Origin of the sequence: Nocardia sp. NPDC051321, assembly GCF_044455225.1 — a bacterium.
GTDB lineage: Bacteria > Actinomycetota > Actinomycetes > Mycobacteriales > Mycobacteriaceae > Nocardia.
In genome coordinates, this window is record NZ_JBITEM010000016.1 from 136,365 (window position 1) to 158,963 (window position 22,599).

Sequence of the window (22,599 nt, forward strand, 5' to 3'; positions counted from 1 at the left end):
TCCTTACCTTCGTAGGGGTCTATTTCTGCTGCCAGCCGGTGTATGCCTCGGCGAAATACGCTGCGCCATACCGTGAACCGGTGACCATCGACAATTCGCCGTGCTGCCGCCGCACATCGAAAGGCGACGCGTCGCCGACCGCGTGCAGCATCGTGGTCGCCCAATACGAGAAGTGCTGGGCCCGCCAGACGCGATCCAGGGCTCGCTCGGTGTATCGGTCGAGTACGTCGGCTTCGCCGGTGCGGTAGAAGTCGGCGATCACCTCCGCGAGCACCGCGACGTCGGCGAGCGCGAGGTTCAGGCCCTTCGCGCCGGTCGGCGGGACCGTGTGCGCGGCGTCGCCCGCGAGCAATAGCCTGCCGTGCCGCATCGGCGCGGTGACGTAGGAGCGGAACGGCAGCACCGTCTTCGCACTGATCGGACCTTCGTTCAACGCGAAGCCGTTGCCATTGACCCGTTTTCGCATCTCGGTCCAGATCCGGTCGTCGTCCCACTCCTGCGGGCGCTCCCCGGGATCACACTGGAAGTACATCCGCTGCACCGTCGGTGTGCGCTGACTGATCAGCGCGAATCCGTAATCCGAACGGGTGTAGATCAATTCGTGGTGCGAGGGCGGTGCCTCGGTCAGGAATCCGAACCAGGCGAACGGGTATTCGCGGAACCATTCGTCGCGAGTGCCGTCGGGAAAGGCGTGGCGGCAGATCGAACGGGAGCCGTCCGCACCCACGAGCAGGTCGGCCTCGACGCGCATCCTGCTGCCGTCCGGTTCGGCGAACGTCATCGCCGGACGGCGACCGGAGACGTCGACGACGGTATCGGCGATGCCGTAGCGCACGTCGCCCCCGTCGACCGTGCGCCGCACCGACAGGTCCATGAACACCTCGGTTTGCGGGTACAGCCACACGGATTCGCCGACCAACTCCTGGAAGTCGATCCGATGGTTCTCCCCGTCGAACCGCAACACCACACCGTCGTGCCGCTGCCCCTCGGTGAGCACGCGACCGGATACCCCCGAATCCACCAGCAGCCGAACCGAACCCGCCTCCAGAATCCCCGCCCGGATCGTGCCCGCGATCTGCTCATACCCGCGATGGTCGATGACGACACTGTGTATGCCCGCGCGGTGCAACAGATGTGAGAGCAGGAGACCGGCCGGGCCTGCGCCGACGATCGCTACCTGCGTGCGGGTGGTTTTCATGCCGCGCGCGCTCCCCGGTCGTCTGACGCAGTGGGCGGTATCGGCGCGAGTCCATCGACGGTGGTCCGCGGTACAGCGGCCATGGCGAGCAACCCGATCCCCGCGACCGCGGCGAAAAGATAGAAACCCCAAGGGTTTGCGGAGCCGACGACGATGAGCCAGCCGGTGATCGTCGGGCCGAAGATCGCGCCTAGCCGCCCGACGCCCGACGCGAACCCCAATGCGGTGGCGCGAATTTCAGCGGGGTACGCCTGAGTGACGTAGGCGTAGATGAGCACCTGGGCGGAGAAGACGAAGACACCCGTGACCAATACCAGCGCGTTGAGCAGCACGGTGCTCGAGATCTTGACGCTGAGCAGCGCGAGGAACACCGCCGCCGCGCCGAACCACATCAGCACCGTCGGCTTGATACCGCGTCGGTCGGCGAGCGTCCCGGCCGTGAGCAGGCCGATGACCGCGCCGATGTTCAACATCAGCAGCACGGTCAGCGAGGTGGACATGTTGTATCCGGCGTCGCGCATCAGCTTCGGCAACCAGGTGTTCAAGCCGTAGACAAGCAGCAGACCCATGAACGACCCGACCCAAACCCCCAGCGTCGCACGCAGATACACCGGCTGCAGCAACACGGCGGGCCGCACTCGGGTCGGCGCGTCCTTCGCCGCGAGATACGCCGCGGACTCGGGCAGCTTGGCCCAGATCACCGGCAGCAGCAGGAGCCCGGCCAACCCACCGGCATAGAACAGCGGCTGCCAATGCGGGATGACGCGCAGCGCCACCAACGCGGTGAGCACCGCGCCGGTGTGATAACCGGTCATGGTGATCGTGCTCGCGAAGGCCCGGCGCGCGGGCGGCATGAACTCGGCCATCAGGGTCAAGGCGGTCGGCAAGCACGCGCCGAGCCCCAACCCGGCGATCAGCCGGAACGCGGCGAACACACTCACCGATCCGGCCAGCGGCACGGCGGCGGTGCACAGCGAGAAGAGGGCGACGGAGCAGAGCAGCATGCGGCGGCGGCCGAAGCGATCGGCGATCGGTCCCGAGGCCGTCGCGCCGATGGCGACGCCGACCAGCGAGATGGTCGCGGCGAAAGTCGCACTGGCGGCGGTGAATCCGACGTGCCGCTGATCGATGAGCGTGGGGATGACGGCGCCGAGAACGACGAGGTCGTAGCCCTCCAGCAGGACGGTCAGCCAGCAGAGCGCGGCCGGCCAGGACAACAACATCTTCATATGGAGTTCGTTTCTGGAGAGCAATCGTGATGCCCATCACGCTACGAGCGCCCAAATCAGAAATCCAATAGATGTTTTCGCGTATCTACATAGATGGCATCTATGGCCTAGATCCAGGCGCGGTTCAGGTGCTTGCTCGGCAACCACGACCCGCCCGCGCGCGGGGACCGGACACAAGCCACCGATCAGCCGGGTCCCACTCTGCACCTATCGACTCACCGGCACCGGAATCACCGTCCCCGCCCTGCCTTCGAGATCGACATCGTGGAACCAACGTCATGAGACGGCACATCTAGTCGGGCAGTACTATCGGCGGGAACCCACGGAACCATCGGAGGAGTTCTCTTGACATTTTCGGAGATTCCTATTTGGCAGTACGCTTCCGCGATCGCCGAAGCGAGTGAAGCCGAACGAGACTCTATGCGGGCGCAGTTGTACGCCGCGCGGTACAGAATCCGTATGCACGGGGGCGAGGTCATGACGTCTTCGGTCGACGAGGCATGCGGAATACTCGAGCTGGAAAATCCGAACCAACTGGTCGAGGTCTTTCAGGCATTCAAGGATATCGGCGCGATGACGTGGAGTTCAGAGGAACGGGTTCATATCGAATTGATGCCTGCGAAGCAATACACGAAACTCGCACGGCGCCCCGCGAGCCTGCCACAGTCGCCTCCGCCCGGCTTCGACGGGCAACCCAGGACGATGTACTACCAGAAGTGAACGGCAATCTCCATAGTGACGGCGAGTCTCACCTGGTCGCGGATCGGCGATGATTCGCAACCAGGTGAGCCGTCTCTTCTTGGCGTACTACACCATTTCGTTCAGGGCCGTTACGCCGCAATACAGCTTGGTTGAGCTTCCTGCACCGAACCCCTAGGCGGCCGAGACAACGGACGGGTCGGCGTTCAAGGCATCGATGACCAACCGCAGCACACGCTTGTGCTGTTCGATGAGCGCGGACATCGCGTCGGTCATGCGATCCCGCAGCTGACCGTAGGTGTTGAACGAGAGCGCGTCCTGCCCGCCGGGCTAGATCTTGCCACCCTGAGCGGCGATCGCGGAGCCCATCCAGCGACGCAGGTAGGTGCGTAGTTCGGGCTCGGTGCGCGGGGGGTTGCCGGGGGAGACGAAAAATGAGTGCATCGTGCGCAGTACGTATTCGACCAAGTCGTTAAGGGCCGCTTCGTCGTAACCGTGCCGGTCCCACTCGACGTCGAAGCGATGGATCATCGTCATGCCGAAGGCCTTGGCCTGCGCCGAGGTGAGGCTGTCCGGGGCGAGGTTCGAGTACGAGCTCGACAGTAGGATGCCGAGGTGCGGGGTGCGGCGCACCTCGGCGAGGGTGTAGATCACGCCCTCGGTCATCGCCTCGGCCGGATCCTCGAGGCCCGCGACGTGCGCGGTCAAGCGATCGAGAAACCCGTCGACCGAGGCGATCGCAGTCGCCGCCAGCAGGGCCTCGGCGCTGGGAAAGTAGCGGTACACGGTCTGGCGGATGACGCCGAGCGCGTCCGCCACGTCGGCGATGCTGATCGCCTTGCCGGTCTGCGCGATCAAGTCGACGGCGGTGGCGACGATGCGCCGATGCGCTTCGTCGTCGTCCTTCGGCGGACTGCCGCCCCACCCGCGTCTGCGCGCCACCGGCCGGACGTTACCACTGCGCCGACGGTGTCCAGGACGGACGCCAGCGACCTCCACGAAAGTAATCATACACATCGTCACCTATGTGTATGGTGACCTTGAGTGTGCTTCTCCCGCACAGCACATGGACGACTCTCCCCAACGCGAGGTAACGCACCGTGACCAATTTGCAGCCCCGAAAGATGGATTTCGGATTCGACGACGCCGACGTCCCGTTCCTGTGGAACCCGCAAAACCCCGCGTGGTCGAGCATGTCCAACGCGGTGTCTTTTCTGGCGGTCGGCTTCGAGAAGATGATCGTGAAGCTGATCATGCAGCTCAAGCCGGTGCTCACCGATCCGGAGGTCGCCCAGGAAGCCATCGCGTTCATGCGGCAGGAAGGACACCACTCCACCGCGCACCGCCAGCACGTCAAGGCGCTGATCAAACAGTATCCGGGACTGCAGAACACGCTCGATGCCGTGATCGGCGAGTTCGACCTGCTCACCGAGGCCACTACGCGCGAGTACCGCCTCGCCTACACCGCCGACCTGGAGGCCACCTTCACGCCGGTGTTCAAACTGATGCTCGACAACGAGGCGACGCTGTTCCGTCCGGGCGACGACCGGGTCGCCTCGCTGTTCATCTGGCATTTCGTCGAGGAGGTCGAGCACCGCAGTTCCGCGCTGATCATCTTCAATTCCGTTGTCGGAGACGAGCTCTACCGGATGCGCATGGCGCCGTCGATCTTCGCGCACGTGCTGAAGGTGATCCGGATCGCGTGCACCGGCTTCAACCTGCACGTCCCGCTCGCCGATCGGCAGGTCGACTCGCTGTCGATGTTCGCAACCCATCGCGCCAAACAGAAGATGCTGCAATCCGTCGCGCCGTATTTGACCAAGGGGCCTATGCCGCGCGCGTTCGACGGACTCTCGCGCCGCGAGCAACTCACCGCCCTCGCCGGGGTCATTCGCAGCCAGCTGCCCAAGCACGATCCGACGCAGGAGAAGCTGCCCGAGCTGGCGGATCGGTGGTTCGAGCGCTACGACGCGGGCTACGACTGTACCCGCTGGTACACGGCGAATCAAAGCAAGAGCGCGCCGATGGCGGCGGGCCGATGAGCGAGTTGTGCACCGCCACGTTCGCCGATCTCGCTGCGCGACTGGGCTTTTCCTGCGGAGAGGCCGGCGGGCTTATCGAGTTCCGCAATCCGGCCGCGCTGGAGAACTGGACGCTGCCGGTACTCGAGGTGACCATCGTGCTCGGCTCGGTGCTCGCCCTGATCTATGCGATCCTGCGACTGCGCAGGCACGGCGACCCGACCAATCTGGTGCTGTGGTTCGGCGCCACCGCCTACCTCTTCGTGATCGAACCGCCGCTGTACTTCCCGTCGGCGTTCGGGATCGCCGACCACGTCGACACGATGTTCGCGCACAACGTGTTCACCGTGGACTTCCTCTGGGGCAGGCTCCCGCTCTACATCATCGCGATCTACCCGCTGATGGCGACGCTGGCCTACGAACTCGTGCGGATGCTCGGCATCTTCCAGCGGCACGGGCTACTGGTCGGCGCGGCGTGTGTCGGCTTCGTGCACCACGCTTTCTACGAAATCTTCGATCAGCTCGGCCCGCAGCTGCGCTGGTGGGAATGGTCGCTGCACAATCCGATCAACCAGCCGATGTTCGATTCGGTGCCGCTGCCGAGCGTCGTCGTCTTCGCCGCGCTGTGGCCGATGTCGCTGGCGCTGTGCGTGCGGTACTTCGTCGGTCGGCACGTCGACGCGGGCACGAAATTCACCGGGCCGCAGCTGGTATCGCGCACGGTAGTGATCGGCCTGTTGGCATCGGCCGGCACGTTCGTGCTGCCGCTGCCCGCGACAGTCTTCGGCATGGGCAGCGACAGCGTCCGCGGATTCCTCTACGCGGCAGAGCTTCTCGTGCTCTCGGTGATCGCGGTGGTGGTGTTGTACCGGCAGTGGTCGGCGCCGCGTTCCGGGTCGGCCGAGGTGTACCGCAACCGGCTGGTGCAGTGGTACGCGCTGGTCTACCTCACCGTGTTCGCACTGCTCTGGATCACCGCCCTACCCGACTACTTCGACGCCGCGGCTGGGCGCACGCCCCACGGCGACCCCGTCGGCAACCTCTGGTACACGATCGGCTGCTTCGTCATCGCGATCGCGACCGTGCTCGCCACTTTCCTGGTGCGGCAAGGTAAGTCGGATGACGGCGGCACCGAGCAGCCAAGCGCTCGCGGCTATCAGCGCACCGACGGCGAGCAAGGTGTACGAGTCGCCGAGCAGGAATTGCCATAGCGTCCAACGGTATTCCCGCCCGTTGGTCTGCGGCACCGCCCAGATTAGCCCTTGCGGCAGCAGGGGCAGATCTGGGTCCCACCAGCCGACCCGATCGATGCGCATCGGCCACGCGAACACGAACAGATAGAGGACAGCGGGCACCGCGATCCGGACACCGAGCGAGCGATCGCGCAGCGCGTGGAACACCCACATCAGCGCCGGAACAATCCACACCCAGTAGTGCGTCCAGGAGATTGGCGAGGCGAGCAGCATCACTGTCGCCGCGAGCAGCGCGCCGAGCAGTTCGTCGCCGCGCAGGTAGGCGATCCGGGCCGCCGCGATTCCGACGAGGCCGAGCAGACCGCCGCACACCAGCGAGGAAGTGCTGTCCGCCCAGGTCGACCATTGCAGGCGACCGAACAGCCCATTGATCGATTGATTCTGCACGTAGGCGAAGCCGATTCGATTCTGCGACGTCATGGTGGTGGTCCAGAACTCCAGCGCCTGCGTCGGCCGATACCAGAACCCGATCGCGACGGTGGCGGCAAACGCGGCAGCCGCCGTCGCGGCGGCCTTGAACTGACGGGTGATCAGCAGATAAACGACGAAGACGGCGGGCGTGAGTTTCAGGCCGGTCGCGATGCCGAGGAGAATGCCTCGGTACCAACGGTTCTTGGGGATGGCCAGGTCGGCCAGCACCATCGCCATGAGAATCACGCTGAGCTGCCCGAATTGCAGTGTCTGCTGGACCGGCTCGAGCCAGAGCCCGGCGGCGCTGACGGCGATGGTTATCGCGATCAGGGTGAGTCCGCGCCGTCGCCGCTGCAGCACTCCGGCGCTCCATACGCTAATTCCGAGCGACGCAACCGTCATGACGACAATGCCGGTCCCGACGTAATTGATCGGGAACTGGGCCAATTCCGCGCAGATCCACGCGGCGAAGACCGGATAGAGAAAGGGCAGACCCAGCGGGCCGCGTCCGTCGTAGAGCAGCTCGGGATGGAGCGCGGCCATCGAGCCGCCCCACATATAAACCTGCAGGTCGACCTGGTGCCAGTACATATCCCAATTCGGCCGGATGAATGCCAGCCAGGCGCCGACGGAGACGCAGGCGAACACGATCGCGGCACCGAATACCGCGAACTCACGCGAGCCGCGATGCTTCTCGATCGCACCGGTCCCGCGCTGCTCTCCTGTTTGCAGCATGACAGCCATGGAGTTGTTTTTCCTTCATCAGGTGAGGCAACACACGCAGACCAGCAACTGTTTAGCTAAACTAAGATCAGTCATCCTATCACTTAACTCGCGGGTGTCGCGCGGCCTGAACACGCTGCTGTGGAACGCATCTCACGAACCGCACCGACCTGCGAAAACAATGCGGATCCGGTCCCCTAACCCCAGTTCTGCGGGCATGACTGCGGGCTGCCGCGCACATACGATCCGGCACAGACAGACTGCTCGTCAGACGTCCTGATCACCGGGCGGCGGGGCTGACGAATCGCTCTGACTTCGATGACGAACCATGGGAGGAATCGTCAGTGAACGATGATCGGGCGGGGGAAATCGAGCGACTGGACCACGGACGTAGTGGCGTGCTCGGCTTGGGCACAACGCTGCGCTGGTTCCGTGATCCGCTGGCCGTGATGGGACGGCTGGCCGACGAACAGGGACCGGTCGCCGGGTTTCGGATCGGGATGTTCCCGGCCGTGCTGGTGACCGGGCCTGCGGAGATCAACGAGGTACTCGTCTCGCGCGCCGCCGAATTCCGGCGGGCGCGGGCGGTCACCGGGACGCTATGGCCCGCACTGCGCGAGGGATTGATCATCTCCGAGGGCGAGGTGCATCGCACCCAGCGCGCGATGGTCGCGCCGCTGTTCACCGCGCGGCGAGTGCCGAAATACGTGGACGTGATGGCGACCCGCATGCACACGCATCTGCGGAAATGGCAGGCGGCGGGCGAGGTGGACCTGCTCGCCGGGGTGCAGGAGATGATGCACGACGTCGTCGCCGGACTGCTGATCGACGAACCGCTCGACGCACACCGCGACGTGGTCGAGGCGGCGACCCGGATCTTCGACTGGGAGATGCGGGCGATGTCGCGGCCGATCGTCGCGCCGTTGAACATTCCGACGAAACGCAACCGCGACTTCATTCAGGATCTCGCGCTGGTTCGGGACTGGGCCGCCCGGGCGATCGATGCGCGGCGCCGGAACCCCGGACGGCACGACGACATCGTCTCGGCCATGCTCGCCCAGCGCGACCGCGACGGCGCGCCGATGAGCGAGGACCGGCTGGTCGACGAGGTGATCAACCTGTGGGCGGCCGCGCACGAGACCAGCGCCGACGCGATGTTCTGGACGGCGTACGCGTTGTCGCGCCATCCCGCCATCGCCGAAAGCGCCGCCGCCGAGGCCATCCGAGTCCTCGGCGATGCGACGCCGACGGCCGAGGATCTGGGCCAACTCCCCTACTGCCTGCAGGTGTTCAAGGAGTCGATGCGGTTGTATCCGCCGTCGCCCGCGTTCCTGCGCGAGGCCGCGAGCGAGACGCGAATCGGCGGGTACGCCATCGCCGAGGGCACGATCGTGTTCATCGCGCCGTATGTCATGCACCGGTCGGCTCGGCAGTTCCCCGATCCGGAAACCTTCGACCCCGATCGTTTCGCGCAGGAGGCGGACCGGTCGTGGGAACGACTGTCCTACTTGCCGTTCGGGGCGGGCGAGCATGTGTGCATCGGTTCCGCGCTCGCCCTGCTGGAGGGGCAGATCTTCACCGCGCTGCTGCTCGCGGGTGGCACGCTGCGGGTCGACCGGGACGCCGCGATGAAGTTGACGATCAACCTGCGGCCGAAACGCGAGGCCAGGGCCATCTACCTGCCGAGGCAGGTGTCGAGCCGCGGCCGGTCCAGGATCGAGGTCAGCGAACCGCGATGACCTCGATGTCGCCGTCGCTGTTCGGCCGCACCGTGGCCGCGTTGTCGGGTCGTTGCAGCCAGCGGACGTCGATCAGCCGAGCCGCCGCCGAACAGATCGATCGCATCCTGCTGTTCGCGCTCGGCGTCGGCGTGTGGATCTTCGGCGCGGGCGATGCCGCCGAGATCGCCGAGCAGTCACGGCACTTCCCCGGCTGGTGGACCGCCCTCGCCATGTTCGGCGTGTTCGGCACCGCGCTGCTGCTTGCCGCCACCGCACTGCAGGTCGCCCTGCCCACGGTGCGGTTCATCGCGGCAACGCACGCAACGGTTTTCGCGATGGCCGTCGGGCTGTCCGGGTTCGCGGTGCTGCCGGGGCAGGTCACCGACGACGTCGAATGGATCTATCGGCTGGTTCCGCTTGGCGGGGTCGCGGCAACGCTGGCCTGGCGGACGCCCGCGACCACGATCTACGTCGTCGGTGTCGGGGTGCTTGCCGCCTCGTCCACCGGGGAGGCCACCGGCGATCTCGGCTGGACCGAATTCGGGCTCACCACGATCCGCATTATCGGCATCACGGTGACCTTCGTCTATATCACCGAAACAGCGCGCCGCGCGGCCCGTCTGCTCGACAAGGAACGAGCGCGCGCACATCGCCTGGCCTCGCGCGCCGCGGCGGACGAGGCGCGGGCCAGCGAGCGGGCGCGATTCGCCGGCGTGATCCACGACAAGGTGCTCGCCACCCTGCTCGACACCTCCCGCGGTGGCTGCCCGAGCATGCTTGCGCGGCAAGCGAATCAAGCCCTCGGACAGTTCGCCGCCATCGGCCGCGTCAACGATATGTGCACCGATCTCGAGGCGATCGAGACGATCGCGCGCGAAGTGGTCGGCAGCACCGATGCCGAACTGCGCGTGCAGGTTCGGCACGACTACAGCTCGGCCGACCTGCGCATCGAAGCCGTGGCAGTCACCGCGCTGGCTCAGGCCGCCGCCGAGGCCGTCCGCAACAGCGTGCGGCATGCCGACGTGCCAGGGCGGTGTGTCGCAAGACAATTGACGATCATGGCGCGCGCGACCGGCATCACCGTCGTCATCGCCGACGACGGTGCCGGCTTCGATCCGATGCTGATCGCGGCCAATCGGCTCGGCGTCACCGTGAGCATCGTGCAGCGAATGCGGGAGGCGGGCGGGCGCGCCACCATCGAGTCGAGTCCCGACGCGGGTACTCGGATCACCTTGGAATGGAACGCACCCGATGACACCTGACGACGGCGACCTGAGCCGACTGCTCAGCGAACACCGCTCCACCATGGTGACGATCATCGCCGTGGTGCTCGCCACCGACGCCGCCGTGGTGATCCGCTCCGTCCGCCGAGCCGACCTGCCACTGTCGGGGTCGCTGGTCGCCGCCGCCGTACTCGTCGCGGTCGCCACCGTCGTCGTCGTGCTGCACACCGGGAAACCGATCAACCAGCGGGCCGCCGCCTTCGTGGCCGCCGCCGGTCCCCTCGCCACCTTGATCGCCAACGAACAGGTCACCGCGGAACTGCACGCGCACACCAGCGTATGGACCGCGTACACCGCGGGTAGCGCCCTGGCGATGCTCGTGCTGCGTGGCCGGAACACGTTGGCCTGGACGGGAACCGCCGCGACCTGGATCGCCGTCGTGCTCGCCGCGAACGGCGAACCCACCGCGTATGTGCAGGCGGTGGTGCCGCTGGTCAATGTCGCCATCGCCGCCGTCTTCGCCGCCATCATGCGCCCGACCCTGCGCTCGCTGCATCACCTCGAGGTCGAGTCGACCGCCCGCGCCGTCAAGCAAGCCAGAATCGACGGCCAAGACGCCGAACGCAAACGCCAGCTCAACCGCCTCGACCGCCGCGCCCGCCCCATGCTCGAACGCATCGCCGCCGCCGTGCCCTTCGAACTCGAGGAACGCGAGGAATGCCGCCTCCTCGAAGCCGAACTCCGCGACGAACTCCGCGCCCCCGACCTCTCCACTCCCGAACTCCTCGCCGCGGCCCGCGCCGCCCGCCAGCGCGGCATAGAGGTCATGCTCCTCGACGACGGCGGCCTGGAATCCGCCAGTGCTTTGCTCTCCACCCGAGTACGAAACGTAGCCACCCTCGAACTGAACAACGTCCGCGACGGCCAGATCACCGTCCGCGTCCTCCCCCCTGGCCGCCGCTACCTCGCCACCGTCCTGGTCAACGCGGAAACCGGCAACCGTCGCACCGAAATCGATTGCACCGGAACAGTAACCGTCACCCTCGACCGAATCGCCACCAACCGATCCGACGACATCGCCCCACCACACGCCATCCTGACCGACCTACCCCCCGTACGATCCCCGGACGCGCAATCCTCGGCCCCCAAGGCTCACAAAACGGTACGCGCCCCCAACCTGCCACGCGGACAACAGAATCCGCACCCACACTAGGGTCCCGCAGCGACTTTAAGGCCCTATTCCGAGTGCGGATTTGTGGTGGACCCGGGGTTGAGGTCAGGGGTGGTCGTGGAGCGTGATCTGGTAGCCGTCGGGGTCGGCGAAGGTGAATGTTCGGCCGAAGGGGCCGTCGATCGGGGCGGTGACGATGGGGTGGCCGTCGGCGACGAGGGCGTCGTGAATGGCTTGGACGTCGACGGCGTGCAGCCAGATCGCGGCGCCGATGCCGGGCTGCGCGACGGATGCGAGATCGGTGCCGGGTACGACGTCGCGGAGGGCGAACGCGATCGGCTCGGTCTCGAAGACGACGGCGTGCGGAGGTCCGGCGGGCGAGCGGACCAGGCCGAGGTACTGCTCGTAAAACGCCTGCGAAGCGGCGAGGTCGCGCGCTTGTAGCGAGATGAAGTCGGGGCCGGTGACGGGCATGATGATGCTCCTTCTTTCGTGTCAGCCTTCTGACATGCACCAATGTATGTCAGAATACTGACATGAGTCAAGACGGTGTCGACCTGCAGACCTCACTGGGCTACCTGCTGAAAGAGGCGTCGAGCGCCCTGCGCCTAGCCATGGAGGAAGTGCTGCGCCCGCTCGGCATGACCGTGACGCACTACTCCTGCCTCGAGCTGCTCGCGCAACGACCGGGCTTGTCGAACTCCGAGCTCGCGCGCGGCGCGTTCGTGACCCGCCAGTCGATGAACGTGCTGCTGCAAACCCTGGAACGCGAGGGTCACGTGACCAGGCCCGAGCAGGCACCCGTCGGAAAGGTGCTGCCGGCACGGCTCACACCGCTCGGCCGACGCAGGCTGGAGAAGGCTAGCGCGGCGGTCCGGTCCGTCGAGGTCAGAATGCTGTCCGGCCTGACCGAGACCGATCAGTCAGGCGCGTTCCGGATCCTGCGGAGCATGATCCATTCCCTGCGCGACGGCGCCGACGGCGCATAGCTCAGCAGGAGGATTCATCGGACAGTCTGGTCTCCAGGTTGATGATGCCCGTGTCGTAGGGCTTGCCGCTGTTGACGTATTTGGCGGGCACGGAGAGTTCGATCAGTCGGCATTGCTGCGGAGGCGCCACATTGCAGCTGGTGTGGATGTAAATCACGGGAGTCATCGCGGAGGTGCTGCTGATGGTCAAGGTCAACGCGAAGGTGCCGTCCTTGGCGGGGTACCCCTTCTGGATGTCGTCGTAGCCGAGGCGCTTGTTGACGAGGTCCACTTGGGAGACAACGCATTGTGAAGTCCAATCTTCGACAGAGGCAGGGACGCAACAACGCGGAACAAGACCAACTTTACGATCAGTGCGGGGCTGGGTCGGCGAGGACCAGGTCTCGGTATTCGGCGGCGAGGCGGTGGCAGTCGCCGGGCCATCGTGCGGAGAGGTAGTTGCGGTCGCGGACGGTGAAGCCGCGGTTTCGGCGAGTTGCGGTATCGCGGCGTGGGATCAGCGGGCCGCGTTCGAATTGGCGGGGATCGCGCAGGGCGGCAGTGACTTCCGCTTGCACGGTTTGCGGATAGGTTCGGTAGTAGGTGCCGAGGCGGAGGCGGGTCAGGTTCCAGGCCGAGAGCTCCAAAGTGGCTGTGACGGCGGTGGTTCGGCGGTCGTAGAGGACTGAGCGGCCGGTCGCCGGATCTTGCGCCCTGGCGGCCAGGAGGACTCCGTGACACACGGCGGCGACCGGTTTTCCGGATAGTAGGGCGCGGCCGAAAATATTTTGGGCGGTGGTCGATTCGAGCATCGACTTCATGCCGGGGGCGTGCCCGCCCGGCACGAGGACGCCCGAGACCTCCGCGTCGACCACGTCGGAATAGGCGAGGGGTGATTGGAAGTCGGGGTCCTCGCGCATCCGGTCGTAGTCGCGTAACGCGTCCGAGCGGGTCATCAGGAGCGGGGAAAGAACCGAGAAGCCCCGTTCGACGAGGCGGTCGTCGGCGAGGGCGACCCGGCCTTCGGGGGTGGCGAAGCGGACGGGGATCCCGGCGTCCCGCAGCGCCGCCCACGGCACCGCCGATTCGGTGGGGTCGTAATCGTGGTCCGGCAGGAGGAACAGGATCATGTATGAAGAGTAGCCGCAGAGTTGCCGGATCAGAGCGGTAGCGGCAGGCGGGCGGGGCGGGTGCGGCGCCAGGCGACGGCGAGGAAGGCGATGAGGCCGAGCAGCGGCAGGGAGGCGATTGTCCAGCTCAGGGGCAGTGGCGGGCCGGGTTGGTCGAGGACGTGAATGCCCTCCAGGGTGCCTTCGCCGTGGCCGAGCGGACCGTCGAGGGTGAAAAGGAAGCTGTAGTTGCCTGGGTCATTGATGGCCAGGATGTCGAGGCCCCAGGAGTCGCGCTTACGAGGATGGCGAACCAGGGGCGCGTTGCGTTTCCAGGACCGGTAGGCGGGCCCCGCGATGCGTATGGTCCCCGTCTTGTCGGCGATGCCACCTTCCGGCATGAAGGTGAAGTCCAGCGACTTCATCGCACGAATAGGCCAGGTGGAGAAGCCGACGGTCATGGCGTACGGGCCGACCTGGACTCGTTCGGTGTGCACGATGTCGACGGGAGCGTAGGCGGAGGCCGGCGCGATGGCGACCAGCGACAGGGTGATCATCGCCAGCGCGGTGAGGGCGAGTTTGCGCAGGGTGGTCATCGGGCGGTCTCCGTCGCGGGCTTGGGCAACATGCGGGTGAAGCGGCCGCCGAGGAAACCGGCGAGCAGGCCGAGCGGTATCGCGACGATGGTGGACATCGCTACGTCACGGAAGGCGAGGTGCGAGAAGGCGTGAATGAACAACAACTGCAGCGGAAAGGTCACTCCCACAACGAGACCGGTGACCAGGCCGGCCGCAAGCACGATCTTGTTGGCGTCGAAGCCGCGGGTGCGCGCCAGCCAGAACAGGCCCTCCACCGCGACGGCGGCGAGGAGCAGGAACATCGGCATCATGGCCGGCAGCGACGGTGGACGCGATCCGAGCCCGTCCCGCAGCGGCAGCCCGATGGACGAGGCGTAGGTCTCCGCGGCCCACGGCGAGAACCACCACAGGATCGCCTGCAGCACGCCGAGGGCAAGCGCGATGGCGATGGCGGCACCCGGGCGGGCCAGCACGGCGGCGCCGAGCACGAGCAGCATCGGCCCGAAGAACACGGTCCCGAGGATCATCGAATTGATGGGCAGCTCGAGGTTGTTCAACGCCTCGGCGAGGATCGGGGCGAAGGTGATCAGGATCGGGACGGCCAGCACGATGCCGACCTGGCCCCAGCGGTGGTCGCGATGGGACGCGAAGACCATGATGCTGCCGATCATGGTGAGCGTGATCGACAGGAACAGCGCCACGTGCGACGGGGTGTTCAGCACCGCGTCGAAGCCGTAGATCGAATGCCACTGCATATCGAGCAGGCCGTAGAGCAGGAACAGCGCGGCGCCCGCCCCGGCGACCATATAGCCGAGCGGGGCGGTGAGGTTGCTGCCGAATACGCGGATGGGTGTGCCGCCCGTCGCGGGCACCGGCCGCCCGGCGCGCTGGGCGAAGGTCGCGATCAGCACCATGCCGAGGCTGGCGAATCCGGACAGGGCGCTGCCGGAATACAGGAACAGATGCGGCAGCGTGAAGAAGGTGTCCGGGCCGACGTCGTTGTGCCACTGGATATCCCAGCTGAGGCCGATCAACGTGACGGCGGTGCCGAGCAGCACGCCCCAGGCCCCGACGCGGGCGGCGGTGCTGTTGTCGGACACGGCTTCGGCGATGTGTACGCCGCTGCCGTCGAGCGTGCCGGACGGTGCTGAGATATTCATGACGAGCGGTTCCTCCTCTGTAGTACTCGTGCTGATGGGTGCGTGCGGTCCGGCCTCAGCCGCCGACCCACACCGGCAGGGTGACTTGGTCGATGCCGTCGTGCGCGTCGATGGACAGGTGCAGTTCCCAGGGGCCGGTCATCATCAGCGACACCGCCGGGGCATGGAAGCGGCCGGATCCGTTGGCGGCGGCCGAGATCGGTGCTCCGGCATGGCCCATCAGCGGCTGGATCGCTTGCACCCGCACTGCCGCATGATCTACCGGAGCACCGGCGCGATCGGTGACCGTCACGTCCACGGCGGTATCGCCGAGCCGCAAGCTGTCGATGCTGACGGTGACAAGGTGTTGGGGCGTACCGGTTTTCAGTACAACCGGCGCGTGCGGGCTCGGCCAGCACAGCCATCCGAGGACAGCGACTACGACCACGACGCTTACTGCGGCGACAATACGAAGCGAACGCCGACCGGTGAATACGCTCATCGCCGCGCCGCCGCGACGTCGAGCACCACGGGGACGGTGAGCACTGTGTAGTTGCGTTCGACCTGGATCCAGAGCCGGTACCGGCCCGCGACCGGGAAGGTAAAGGTGAACGGAACGTCGGGTCCGAACGCGGCCACGGTTTCGTCGGGTGGACTCTCCCCATTCACGGGCGGCATGAGCATGACTCCGCGTCCCGAGCCGGCCTCGCCCATCGCCTGCATGTCATGCATGCCGCTCATTCCCGACATGTCGTGCATGCCGTTCATGTCCGGCATCGACGTCGGCCCCATCGAGTGCGCATGACCCCAGACGGGCGAGTTCTGCACGGCCGCGGCGATATCCGCGTTTCCGTCCGGCACCGGCCCCGCCATGATCAGGTGGCCGACCATGCCGAGCCACGGTTGCAGATCGGAAGTGTCGCCGATCTGGGCGGTGATGGTCGTCGGTTTTCCCTCCACCGCTTCGGTTGTCCGCACCGTAATGGAGTTGCCATCGAGAACCATCGACGCAGATTTGTCGGCCCCACCGAGATGCAGTGGAGCGCTGGATGTCTGAGGTGTGACGTTCGCATCATTCGGCATTACGGTGAACCCTGTTGCCGCACGAACCATTTGGACGCCCCCGCCGCGACGAGCCAACTCGGCCGACAGCGCATAACGACCGGGCTCAGGAGCGGTCAGATGAACCTGGAACCGGCCCGGCGCGATTCGGATCGGATGCAGGTGCGACAGTCCCCCGCTCGGGCCGACCACCAACAGATGCATGAGTGCACTGTCGTGCACGAGCAGATCATCGACCGCGGTCCCGGTAGCGGCATCGATCAGCACGAGATCCAGATCGCCCGGCCGTCCAGCAGTCACCGAACCCGCGACAGTGAGCAGCACAGGGGGCCTGGAGAAGTCCGAAATCAACGGCTGGCTCAACGAATACGGATCGGTGACGTTGTCCACCGTCGGGTCCAACTGACTGCCCGGCTGTGGCGGCAGCGGCAGCGACGCCGACAGCAGCGCGGCGGTCACCGACACGGCAACCCCGGCCACCATCCCACCGGCCGGAATCAATGCCCACGCGCTGTGCCGAGCCCGCATCGCGATCAACACCGAAACCGGCAGCAGCACACCGGCAACCAGGAAACCGAGGTAAACCAGCCGCTCCGGCGGCGAGGTGACCTGCGCGGGCACCACGAACGGAATCCGCGCCACCCGCGCGCCGTCACCGATCGAGAGTTCCCACGGGCCTGGCCGATCCACGTCGACGGTGGCCGAGTACATCCCCGGCGTGCCACCGAGTTCGACTACCGCCTCAGCGGTCGGCACTCCCGGCGCTGGCCGACCCGAACCTGCTCCCGTCGGCGTCACCGCCAGCGTGAGCCGCCCAGCCGCGGTACCCGCGTGCGTGACCACGTCCACGCGCAACGGTCCGGGCACACTGGTCACCCGCCGCAGCACAATCGTGAGTTCCCGATCGCCCAGCGACTGCGCGACCGAAATATCCGCGCCCGCGGCGGAGTCCGCCGATGCCGGTGCCATGCCGACCGTCGCTAGCACAATCCACAGCCCCGCGACGAGCAGGACGCGACAGCGAGCAGCGCGGGAGACAGGCACGACCGCCATCGTAAGGAAGTGATCCCATGAGTTCATCACCTCCTGAGTTGATCTCCCCTCCCCCGCTGGAGTGATGCCACAGTGGGGGAAGTCCCGGAGAATGCCCTCAGACCTTCAGTCCATGCCTGGTGATGTAGCAGTTGTGGAAGACGATCACGACGGCGAGAACAGCCAGCCATTGCAGTGTGCTCACCAGCGGTATCGAGTCGATCGGCAGGGTGTAGGCGAGGACGACCCGCACCACGGCATCCAACGTGAAGGCGGTCCCCCAGACGCCGGTCAATATCCGTAGGTGGCTGCGGAACCGGGAGTCGTTGTCCCAGCGCGCATCCCATTCGCGATAACCCTCTTCGCCGATCTTCGCCGTGACAATGGCGCGGGAAGCCGTGCGCATGAACGGACGCTGAGTCAGCAGGGAGCCCAGCATCCACAGGCCGAGCACGCCGAAGATCCAGCTGTCGCGCACCAGGATGGTCCGCGGATCGCCGGTGACCAGCGTCATCACCGTGCCTGCCACGATGAGCGTCAGGGTGAACAGCGCGAACGCCTCGACGCGACGCTCGCGGATCGCGTGGTAGGCAACGATTCCCGCGATGAGCAGCGACGGCGCGATCAGCGCCAGCCATGGGTTCACCCCCGCCGCGCGCAAGGCGTAGTAGCCGCCGAGCGGGATCACCAACTCGATGATCAGCTGGCGGATGAGGTGGCGGCGGAGCGCGGCGCGTTTCTGCTCCGGCGTGCGTTCGGTGGTGCTGGCCTGCGGTGCGTTCATGTCGACTCCGGTGTGATCACAATTATTTACGGGTAGCGCGTTCGAAGAGATCGGCCAGTTCACGGGCACAGGCAGCGGCGTCGAAGTCCGGATCGTCCCCGGCGCGGGCGACGGCCGCATCTCTGGCGGACCGAATGGCAAGCCCCATGATCGCGGGGTCGAAGGCACGAAACTCCCCGGCCCGCTGCCCGTCTCGGAGCCACTCCTCCTGGTTGCGGGAGATTTCGGTGACCGTCTCGATCAGACCCCACGTCTGCGGGTCGTCGGGGCGGGCATTGGCAACGATGCTGGCGAGCGCCCGCTGGTGCGTTGGGTACTCATCGGGCAATGCGAGGTTGGCGGCGAAGTACGCGCGCAGCGTGGCCGTGAAGCCGCCCTCGCGCCGAAGCTTGGACACCACGAATTCCGTGTTCACGCGCACGATTTCGTCGGCCACCTCGCGAATCAGATCGTTCTTGCCGCGAAAGTGGTACGAGATCATGCCCGTGCTGCTGAGCCCGGCCTGCTGCGCGATCTTCGCGAACGAGGCGTTCGGCAAGCCGTGCTCGGCGATGACCTCGATCGCGGCTTCCACGATCTGCGCACGCCGAGCCGCCTCGGTGAACGTACGCCCCGATTGCTTGTCCGAGCCACCTTTTGCTTGCATGAGCAAAACAGTAGCGCGTCTTGCTTACGTGAGCAAGAATTAATTCACGCAAGCAACGCGGCGAGTCGTGGTCACCCCGGTTCACGGTGGACCACGATTGGCGGAATCAACGCCTACGGCGGCGTTCTCCCGGACTTACCGCGCGGGCGGTGGCGCGGGCACCGGGCAGGCGTCCACTGCCTCCGCCACCACCTGACCAGCGTCCGGCACCGGGGGACGGACCCCCTCGGCGTAGTCGGTCCCGACCACCGGCGGCGCCAGGGCGAGCACCTCGTTCTCCTCGTCGGTGAAAGCTCTTGCGCGGCTGAGGAATCGCCATCCTTCGGGAGCTTCCAGGCTGAAACCACCGCCGCGCCCCGGCACCACATCGAGGACGAGTTGGGTGTGTTTCCAGGCTTGGAACTGGGATCCGGAGATCCACACCGGCACGGCGTCGAGGTCGGCGGACGGCAGGCTCGCCGGTACCTCCCCCACCGCGAGGCGCAGATCGAGGATGCCGAGCAGGACGTCCCGATCGCCGACGATGAACTCCCCCAACGGATAACACATCGGCGACGACCCGTCGCAGCAGCCGCCGGACTGGTGCATCATCAGCGCACCGTGCGCGTCGCGGAGGCGGCGCAACAGTGCCGCCGCCCCCACGGTCGCGACCAAACGGGGCGGGGCGGCACTCATCGTGATGCCCGTTCCCGCTTCGCCGTGTTGCTCGGCATCAGAAGAATCCCATGGCCTTCGGTGCGTAGCTGACCAGCAGGTTCTTGGTCTGCTGGTAGTGGTCCAGCATCATCTTGTGGTTCTCCCTGCCGATGCCGGACTGCTTGTAGCCGCCGAACGCCGCGTGCGCCGGGTACTGGTGGTAGGTGTTGGTCCACACCCGCCCGGCCTGAATATCGCGACCCGCGCGGTAAGCCCTGCCGCCGTCGCGCGACCACACGCCTGCGCCGAGGCCGTACAGGGTGTCGTTGGCGATCGAGATGGCGTCGTCGTAGTCGGTGAACGAGGTCACCGAGACCACTGGGCCGAAAATCTCCTCCTGGAAGATCCGCATCGCGTTGCGGCCGGTGAAGATGGTCGGCTGCACGTAGTAGCCGCCGTTCAGGTCGCCGCCGAGCATCGCGCGCTCGCCGCCGGTCACCAGCTGCGCACCCTCGCCCTTGCCGATCTCGATGTAGGACAACACCTTTTCGAGCTGATCGTTGGACGCCTGCGCGCCGATCATGGTCTCGGAGTCGAGCGGATCGCCTTGGCGCACCGCCTTTGTCCGCAGTGCGGCCAGGTCGAGGAAGCGGTCGAAGATGTCGGCCTGGATGAGCGAACGCGACGGGCAGGTGCACACCTCACCCTGGTTGAGCGCGAACATGGTGAAGCCTTCCAGGGCCTTGTCCAGGAAGTCGTCGTCGGCGCTCAGCACGTCGGAGAAGAAGATGTTCGGGCTCTTGCCGCCCAGTTCCAGGGTCACCGGGATCAGGTTCTGCGACGCGTACTGCATGATCAGCCTGCCGGTGGTCGTCTCACCGGTGAACGCGATCTTGGCGATCCGGTTGCTCGACGCCAGCGGCTTGCCCGCCTCGACGCCGAAGCCGTTGACGATATTGACCACGCCGGGCGGCAGCAGGTCGCCGATGATGCTCCACAGGAACAGGATCGAGGCGGGCGTCTGCTCGGCGGGCTTCAACACCACGGCGTTGCCCGCGGCCAGCGCGGGGGCCAGCTTCCAGGTCGCCATCAGGATCGGGAAGTTCCACGGAATGATCTGCCCGACAACGCCGAGCGGCTCGTGGAAGTGGTAGGCCACGGTGTCGTCGTCGATCTCCGACAGCGAACCCTCTTGCGCGCGAATGGCTCCGGCGAAGTAGCGGAAGTGGTCGACGGCGAGCGGGATGTCGGCGGCCAGCGCCTCCCTGATCGGCTTGCCGTTGTCCCACGTTTCGGCTATCGCGATGGCCTCGAGGTTCTCCTCGATCCGATCCGCGATCTTGTTCAGGATCACCGCGCGCTCGGCGGGCGAGGTCTTGCCCCAGGCCGGTGCCGCGGCGTGCGCGGCGTCGAGCGCGAGCTCGATGTCCTCGGCGGTGGAACGCGCTACCTCGCAGAATGTTTCACCGGTAACGGGGGTCGGGTTCTCGAAGTACTGACCCTTGACCGGCGCAACCCACTGGCCGCCGATCCAGTTGTCGTAGCGGGGCTGGAAGCTCGTCGGGGACTCCGGCGAACCGGGACGGGCGTATACGGTCATCGAAACTCCTAGCGGTCACGGCGGTTTGCACTGTGATCCACGACACTATGACGCCAACGTTGCATCATCGTTGGAAACAGGTCACCGGCCGCCGAGTTCGCGATCCAGCATGCCGATCTGCGCCGCTACTTGGGCATACAGGGATGAATCACGGTCGAGTGAGGCCAGATAGGCCGACCACGCGCCGCGGTCCTCGCGCCCGTCGACCGAGGAGATCCACCAGCCGAGGATCGCCGGGTCTCTGGAAGTCAGGACGGCGGCCCGCATCCGGGCCCGGAGCGATTCGCGGGCCCGGCCGACGCCGGGCGCCCGTGAGGCAGGCAGCAATTGGCCGCGGTAGCGCGCAACGGCCGCGCCGATGTCGCCACGGCGCAGGCTGCGCCGCAGCTCGCCCACATCCGAATCCAGTTCCGTCATTAACCGATAGGGGCGCGAGCCAAGTGCGTTGCCGCCGAGAATCCTGCGCAGGCGCGAGATTTCGGCGCGCACGGTGACCGCGTCGAGGTCTCGTTCGTCCAGCAGTACCGCGATGTGCTCGGTCGCGAGCCCCTCCGGGTGTTCCATCAGCAGCAGCAGTATCTCCGAATGCCTGCGCGACAAGGTGATTCGTTCATTGCCGAACAGCAGCGCGGGCTGTGCTCCCAGCAGCTCAACCCGCGGTGCCGTGCGAACGGAAACCGGATGTGCCCGGAGTTCGGACTCCGCGACGGCGACGGTCGCCCTGATCAGGGACAGCACTTCCGGTGCCGCGACGCGCGGGCCGCCGGTGATATCGATCGCGCCGAGTATCCGGCCGGTCGCCGGATCGTGCACCGGCCCGGCCGCACAGCTCCACGGATGCACCAGCCTGCTGTAGTGCTCGGCACCGAAGATCTGCACGCAATGATCAAGTGCCAGTGCGGTTCCCGGCGCGTTGGTGCCGACCGCGGCTTCGCTCCAGTCCGCGCCGTCGACGAAGTTCATGCCCGCGGCCCGATCCTTGGCCGCCGAATCGCCCTCCACCCATAGCAATCGGCCGTGCGCGTCGCTCATCGCGATCAGCAGCCCGCTGTCTCTGGCATCCTCGACCAGCAGGGTCTGCACGACCGGGCGCACCGAGGCCATCGGATGCGCGCGCCGATAGCGCTCCAATTCCGTTCCGGTCATGGCAGTCCGGCCGACCTGCCGATCCGGATCGATGCCGTTGCCGCGGCTGCGCACCCAGGACGCCTCGACCACCCGGCGCACCGACGCCGGGGCCGCACCGCACTCGACAAACGATTCGTGCGCCGCCGACACATCGGTGCCCACCTGCTCGGCATCCTCGCCCGGACGCAGCGCTACCCAGGGATTCGCCCGAATATCCGCACCGCCGGCCACGCCTTCCATCCTCCTCGGCAAATCCGCCACGATCAAT

The 22,599-nt window shown here is 66.4% G+C and carries 22 protein-coding genes and 1 pseudogene; 7 read left to right on the top strand and 16 right to left on the bottom strand.

The window, feature by feature from the left end:
* Nucleotides 1–19: 19 nt before the first annotated feature.
* Both ACIA8C_RS34220 and ACIA8C_RS34225 read right to left on the bottom strand, forming a co-directional pair.
* A complete protein-coding gene (locus ACIA8C_RS34220) occupies nt 20–1,198 on the bottom strand; it encodes a 4-hydroxybenzoate 3-monooxygenase (protein ID WP_397141957.1) in 1,179 nt (392 codons plus the stop codon).
* Nucleotides 1,195–2,427, bottom strand: coding sequence for an MFS transporter (locus ACIA8C_RS34225; RefSeq protein WP_397141959.1), 1,233 nt, complete (start codon nt 2,425–2,427; stop codon nt 1,195–1,197). The genes ACIA8C_RS34220 and ACIA8C_RS34225 overlap by 4 nt, the downstream gene beginning before the upstream one ends.
* 345 nt (nt 2,428–2,772) lie before the next feature.
* Here ACIA8C_RS34225 and ACIA8C_RS34230 point away from each other — a divergent pair, with 345 nt between their 5' ends.
* Entirely contained in the window at nt 2,773–3,147 is a 375-nt protein-coding gene (locus ACIA8C_RS34230; RefSeq protein ID WP_397141961.1) for a hypothetical protein, read from the top strand.
* A gap of 309 nt (nt 3,148–3,456) precedes the next feature.
* Here ACIA8C_RS34230 and ACIA8C_RS34235 read toward each other — a convergent pair whose 3' ends face one another.
* Nucleotides 3,457–4,068, bottom strand: a complete 612-nt coding sequence (locus ACIA8C_RS34235) for a TetR/AcrR family transcriptional regulator (protein WP_397141963.1) — start codon at nt 4,066–4,068, stop codon at nt 3,457–3,459.
* A 158-nt stretch (nt 4,069–4,226) separates the two neighbouring features.
* On the opposite strand from ACIA8C_RS34235, the gene ACIA8C_RS34240 reads away from it, so the two are divergent.
* Together ACIA8C_RS34240 and ACIA8C_RS34245 are read left to right on the top strand one after the other, a co-directional pair.
* The gene (locus ACIA8C_RS34240; RefSeq protein WP_397141965.1) at nt 4,227–5,168 is read left to right on the top strand and encodes a metal-dependent hydrolase; all 942 of its coding nucleotides are present in this window, start codon (nt 4,227–4,229) and stop codon (nt 5,166–5,168) included.
* Nucleotides 5,165–6,358: a hypothetical protein gene (locus ACIA8C_RS34245; RefSeq protein ID WP_397141967.1), complete on the top strand. Its 1,194-nt coding sequence runs from the start codon at nt 5,165–5,167 to the stop codon at nt 6,356–6,358. Before ACIA8C_RS34240 ends, ACIA8C_RS34245 begins: the two co-directional genes overlap by 4 nt.
* A 249-nt stretch (nt 6,359–6,607) precedes the next feature.
* Here the strand turns inward: ACIA8C_RS34245 and ACIA8C_RS34250 are convergent.
* Nucleotides 6,608–7,555: pseudogene (locus ACIA8C_RS34250) on the bottom strand (glycosyltransferase family 87 protein); the annotation flags it as partial.
* A gap of 323 nt (nt 7,556–7,878) precedes the next feature.
* Here ACIA8C_RS34250 and ACIA8C_RS34255 point away from each other — a divergent pair.
* From ACIA8C_RS34255 to ACIA8C_RS34265, 3 genes are read left to right on the top strand one after another with little or no spacing between them, the layout of a single operon-like run.
* A complete protein-coding gene (locus ACIA8C_RS34255; RefSeq protein ID WP_397141969.1) occupies nt 7,879–9,273 on the top strand; it encodes a cytochrome P450 in 1,395 nt (464 codons plus the stop codon).
* The gene (locus ACIA8C_RS34260) at nt 9,270–10,517 is read left to right on the top strand and encodes a sensor histidine kinase (RefSeq protein WP_397141971.1); all 1,248 of its coding nucleotides are present in this window, start codon (nt 9,270–9,272) and stop codon (nt 10,515–10,517) included. Before ACIA8C_RS34255 ends, ACIA8C_RS34260 begins: the two co-directional genes overlap by 4 nt.
* The gene (locus tag ACIA8C_RS34265) at nt 10,507–11,691 is read left to right on the top strand and encodes a hypothetical protein (RefSeq protein ID WP_397141973.1); all 1,185 of its coding nucleotides are present in this window, start codon (nt 10,507–10,509) and stop codon (nt 11,689–11,691) included. The genes ACIA8C_RS34260 and ACIA8C_RS34265 overlap by 11 nt, the downstream gene beginning before the upstream one ends.
* Before the next feature lie 63 nt (nt 11,692–11,754).
* Here the strand turns inward: ACIA8C_RS34265 and ACIA8C_RS34270 are convergent, their stop codons facing one another.
* Nucleotides 11,755–12,123, bottom strand: coding sequence for a VOC family protein (locus ACIA8C_RS34270; RefSeq protein ID WP_397141975.1), 369 nt, complete (start codon nt 12,121–12,123; stop codon nt 11,755–11,757).
* A gap of 62 nt (nt 12,124–12,185) precedes the next feature.
* Here ACIA8C_RS34270 and ACIA8C_RS34275 point away from each other — a divergent pair, with 62 nt between their 5' ends.
* A complete protein-coding gene (locus tag ACIA8C_RS34275) occupies nt 12,186–12,638 on the top strand; it encodes a MarR family winged helix-turn-helix transcriptional regulator (RefSeq protein WP_397141977.1) in 453 nt (150 codons plus the stop codon).
* A gap of 1 nt (nt 12,639) precedes the next feature.
* Here the strand turns inward: ACIA8C_RS34275 and ACIA8C_RS34280 are convergent, their stop codons facing one another.
* The 11 genes from ACIA8C_RS34280 to ACIA8C_RS34330 form a co-directional block, all read right to left on the bottom strand.
* Nucleotides 12,640–12,909: a hypothetical protein gene (locus tag ACIA8C_RS34280; RefSeq protein ID WP_397141979.1), complete on the bottom strand. Its 270-nt coding sequence runs from the start codon at nt 12,907–12,909 to the stop codon at nt 12,640–12,642.
* Between the two features lie 79 nt (nt 12,910–12,988).
* The gene (locus ACIA8C_RS34285) at nt 12,989–13,747 is read right to left on the bottom strand and encodes a type 1 glutamine amidotransferase domain-containing protein (protein ID WP_397141981.1); all 759 of its coding nucleotides are present in this window, start codon (nt 13,745–13,747) and stop codon (nt 12,989–12,991) included.
* 29 nt (nt 13,748–13,776) lie between these two features.
* The gene (locus ACIA8C_RS34290) at nt 13,777–14,322 is read right to left on the bottom strand and encodes a hypothetical protein (protein WP_397141982.1); all 546 of its coding nucleotides are present in this window, start codon (nt 14,320–14,322) and stop codon (nt 13,777–13,779) included.
* Nucleotides 14,319–15,464, bottom strand: coding sequence for a hypothetical protein (locus ACIA8C_RS34295; RefSeq protein ID WP_397141984.1), 1,146 nt, complete (start codon nt 15,462–15,464; stop codon nt 14,319–14,321). The genes ACIA8C_RS34290 and ACIA8C_RS34295 overlap by 4 nt, the downstream gene beginning before the upstream one ends.
* A 55-nt stretch (nt 15,465–15,519) precedes the next feature.
* Nucleotides 15,520–15,945 carry a FixH family protein gene (locus ACIA8C_RS34300; protein WP_397141986.1) on the bottom strand — a complete coding sequence of 142 codons (426 nt, stop codon included), beginning with the start codon at nt 15,943–15,945 and terminating at the stop codon, nt 15,520–15,522.
* Nucleotides 15,942–17,549 (bottom strand): hypothetical protein, encoded by a 1,608-nt coding sequence (locus tag ACIA8C_RS34305; RefSeq protein WP_397141988.1) that lies wholly within the window; start codon nt 17,547–17,549, stop codon nt 15,942–15,944. Before ACIA8C_RS34305 ends, ACIA8C_RS34300 begins: the two co-directional genes overlap by 4 nt.
* Nucleotides 17,550–17,655: 106 nt before the next feature.
* Nucleotides 17,656–18,321, bottom strand: coding sequence for a VC0807 family protein (locus tag ACIA8C_RS34310; protein WP_397141990.1), 666 nt, complete (start codon nt 18,319–18,321; stop codon nt 17,656–17,658).
* A 22-nt stretch (nt 18,322–18,343) separates the two neighbouring features.
* Complete coding sequence (locus ACIA8C_RS34315) at nt 18,344–18,967, bottom strand: TetR family transcriptional regulator (protein WP_397141992.1); 624 nt, start codon at nt 18,965–18,967, stop codon at nt 18,344–18,346.
* Nucleotides 18,968–19,102: 135 nt separating this feature from the next.
* Nucleotides 19,103–19,642 (bottom strand): DUF779 domain-containing protein, encoded by a 540-nt coding sequence (locus ACIA8C_RS34320; RefSeq protein WP_397141994.1) that lies wholly within the window; start codon nt 19,640–19,642, stop codon nt 19,103–19,105.
* A gap of 37 nt (nt 19,643–19,679) precedes the next feature.
* On the bottom strand, nt 19,680–21,203 hold the full coding sequence (gene adh, locus ACIA8C_RS34325) for an aldehyde dehydrogenase (protein WP_397141996.1): 1,524 nt from the start codon (nt 21,201–21,203) through the stop codon (nt 19,680–19,682).
* Between the two features lie 81 nt (nt 21,204–21,284).
* The gene (locus ACIA8C_RS34330) at nt 21,285–22,562 is read right to left on the bottom strand and encodes a transcriptional regulator (protein WP_397141998.1); all 1,278 of its coding nucleotides are present in this window, start codon (nt 22,560–22,562) and stop codon (nt 21,285–21,287) included.
* Nucleotides 22,563–22,599: the final 37 nt, after the last annotated feature.